This is a genomic window from Sphingomonas sp. GC_Shp_5, from assembly GCF_026540855.1.
Taxonomy (GTDB): domain Bacteria; phylum Pseudomonadota; class Alphaproteobacteria; order Sphingomonadales; family Sphingomonadaceae; genus Sphingomonas.
Genome location: NZ_JALNUP010000056.1, coordinates 1 through 3056 on the forward strand (window position 1 = coordinate 1; position 3056 = coordinate 3056).

The following is a 3056-nucleotide window of genomic DNA, read 5'->3' on the forward strand; positions in this document are numbered from 1 at the left end:
ACGCCAAACCGATGCAGCCGGAGGCGCGCTGGCGCCAAGGCACTGTCGGGCGGAGATCACAAGCGCCTGCGAGATCCAGGTGGGCTTGGAAGAAATCCGCAGTCGGCAACATCCCTCAAAGTGGGGTTGAACCGTCTATGCTGCACTATTTTCCTGAATGTTAAGATAGCCGGGCCGAAAACCAGCAATCGCCGTGAGGCTTCGCTGGTCCACGATAGTAAGCTGTTTATCCTGCTGGCGGATGACGTTCTCTGATCTTAGCACGCCCAGTGTACGGTTGATATGAACCGACGTCAGTCCAGTCGCATCTCCCAGTGTTTCCTGAGTAAAGGGGAAATGAAAAGATCCACGTTCAGCTATCCCCGCAGTAACCTGGCGCTCTGCGATTTCGCACAACAGATGAGCAACTCGCGAACGGGCGTCGCGCCTCCCAATATTTGCTGTCCACTCGCGCTGGATTGCTGCTTCGCCTAGCGTTTCAAACCAGAATGCCTGCATCGCCTGCGGATGAGCCTCAATCAGCCGGCGAATGGCCGCCGAAGGAATTAGGGCCGCTCTGAGGTCTGTCAGTGCCCGAAGGTTGTAGTCGGCCCGTTCGCCCATTGCGACTGCGATCCCGACGCCATCGCCGCGCATTTGAAAGCTCAGGATCTGGCGGCTGCCATTGCCAAGGATCTTTTCGCGACAGGCGAAGCCCGACACGATCACCACGCAGTGCGCGGAAAGCGTTTCCTCGCGGAGGAGAAAGGCGTTCGGCTTGAAGGTCTTTTCGGCGACGTCCAGCGAAAGAATGGCAGCTCGAACCTCAGGCGCGAGAGGCGTAAGGCGCTCAAGCTTGCGTGCGAACGGTTCGAGTAAGTCAGCTTCAATCATGTAAACGCACCTACCGCTGGGTTCGACCAAAGGCGCCGATGCCGCTAATCACAGACCATCCTTTTCTTGCACCGCGGCCTGCCTGGATTACAGTAACTTATTCACGCTGTCCGGCAACGCACCGTGCGTTAACGCACATCATTTAGCTGTGTCTAGGCTCACGCATTGACGTGCCTGTGCGCTACTCGGTCGCGATCGCCACGGATGGAAAGCGCGTCGGTAAACTCAACGGTACCAAGGCAATGATCCGCTGGCGCATGGATTTCAATTTTTTGGTCAAGATCCAGTTCGCCGACCAGCACCTCGGAGCACATCATAGATCGGGCGCCTCGGATGGCCTCTGCTTTTGCAGCAGCGAAGTTCGGCAGATCGATGCCTTCGTTGTCGAAAATAACAGCATTTTGGGTGTGGATGTGCAGGTAAAAGATCATCAGAATAGCTCCGCGCACTGGGCGGGAGCGCGGGGTCTCTCAGCCGTCGAAGCCCAAAGCCATCCGACGATAATTTGATATAGGCCATAAACCGCAAGATGCATCGGGATTTGTGCGATATCGTACATAAGAATGCGTGAACGCAACGACTGGAGTAAGCTGACGATATTGCCTGCCATGATCAGGGCGCGGGCACCTGAGAGACCGGTTACGCTCCCGCCCCGATTTAGGCCGGCAGCATGTCTTTCCCCGATCAATCTTCGGTTCGCAATCTTCTGCTGCACCACATGAGCGCAGCCGATTTCGCGCTTCTTCAACCGCATTTGCACCCCGAGCGGTTCGAGCTTGGGGCGATGATCTTCGAGGCCAACACGCGGCACGAAAACGTTCACTTCATCGAAAGTGGTACGGCATCGATCGTAGACGCGCAGGAGCGCGGCGATACCGTCGAAATTGGCCTCTATAGCTATGAGGGCATGTCCGGTGGGTCGGTGGTGCTCGGCGCAGGTCAGTCACCGCACCGATCGATGGTGCAGGAGGGAAACGCAACTAGCTTGAGGATTGCCTCTGGACAGCTGCTTGAGGCGTGCCGGGCGAGCTCTAGTCTGCAGGACTTGCTGCTGCGCTATGTCCACACATTATCCATTCAGGTCGCTTCCACGGCGGCCTCGAACGCGCAGCTTGCGCTGCCCGAGCGCCTCGCCCGGTGGCTGTTGATGTGTCACGACCGAGCGGAAGGTGATCAGCTGGTACTCACCCATGAGTTCATGTCGACCATGCTCGCCGTGCGGCGCTCGGGCGTTACCGTTACGCTGCACTCGCTTGAGGCAACTGGGGCAATCCGCGGCACGCGCGGCATCGTTCAGGTCGTTGATCGTCCGCGTCTCGAAGAGATTGCCGGCTCCAGTTACGGATTGCCCGAGCAGGAATATGGCCGATTGATCGGCGCCTTCGGCAAGGGGCGGCCTCAGCTCAGCTTAGTCGAATAAGGCGCGGTGGGCTAAGCGACCCCTTCTGGTCCGCGGTCAGCTTTCGCCCCGCTTTTGTTAAAACCTGCCCTCCCGCTAGCCACCCAGAACCCGACATTCCGGCGCATTCAGATGCTGCATAGGTCTTCCGGATCGCTCCGCCCCCTATATCGGGCTGAAGAGTTCGCGACCGCTGGCACGAGATCGTGGAACGCCTTGGCGATAGCTGTACGATTGAACGGCTTAGAGAGAACCGGACCGGCATCACAGGGGCGGCACGCGTCTGGTGTTCCGGTAATGAAGATCACCGGAACGCGGCCCAGCCCCTTGATGATGGCTTCAACCGCGAGCGGGCCGGTCCCTTCCGTCAGCGACACGTCGGAGGTGATGAAGTCCGGCCTGCGCGAGAACGCTTCGCGTACCGCGTCTGCTTGGGAAGCAGCAAAGGCAAAGGAGGTGGCGCCCTCACGTTCGAGAAGGGCTTCAAGGTCCATCGCCACTAGCGGCTCGTCCTCGATAATCAGAACATGACACATGCGGCACCACCGTTTGCGGCCTAATCCAGGTTAAACAACCTGGTTACCGTTTAGTCGCATCATGCGGAAATTTTCTAAGCCATTCCGGCAGTTAGCGTCAGCTCGTGCGGTAACCATGTTGGTAGGCCGTACCGATCTGCGAAAGCGTAACCGGTTTATCCCGTCTGTGGCCGGCGTCGCTTGCTCACAATTTACTCTCTTTGAGAAAGGCAGCTACCGCCATCTACCTCCCAAAAGCCGACTGTCCC

Annotated in this window: 4 protein-coding genes; 1 reads left to right on the forward strand and 3 read right to left on the reverse strand. The window is 58.1% G+C overall.

Annotation, left to right across the window (positions count from 1 at the left end):
- Window positions 1–135: 135 nt before the first annotated feature.
- Together OXR60_RS19755 and OXR60_RS19760 are read right to left on the reverse strand one after the other, a co-directional pair.
- Window positions 136–873, reverse strand: a complete 738-nt coding sequence (locus OXR60_RS19755; RefSeq protein WP_267397767.1) for a Crp/Fnr family transcriptional regulator — start codon at window positions 871–873, stop codon at window positions 136–138.
- A 158-nt stretch (window positions 874–1031) separates the two neighbouring features.
- Window positions 1032–1304, reverse strand: a complete 273-nt coding sequence (locus tag OXR60_RS19760; RefSeq protein ID WP_267397768.1) for a hypothetical protein — start codon at window positions 1302–1304, stop codon at window positions 1032–1034.
- Window positions 1305–1543: 239 nt separating this feature from the next.
- Here OXR60_RS19760 and OXR60_RS19765 point away from each other — a divergent pair, with 239 nt between their 5' ends.
- Window positions 1544–2293 (forward strand): Crp/Fnr family transcriptional regulator, encoded by a 750-nt coding sequence (locus tag OXR60_RS19765; RefSeq protein WP_267397769.1) that lies wholly within the window; start codon window positions 1544–1546, stop codon window positions 2291–2293.
- A gap of 107 nt (window positions 2294–2400) precedes the next feature.
- On the opposite strand, the gene OXR60_RS19770 is transcribed toward OXR60_RS19765, so the two are convergent.
- On the reverse strand, window positions 2401–2808 hold the full coding sequence (locus tag OXR60_RS19770) for a response regulator (RefSeq protein WP_267397770.1): 408 nt from the start codon (window positions 2806–2808) through the stop codon (window positions 2401–2403).
- Window positions 2809–3056: the final 248 nt, after the last annotated feature.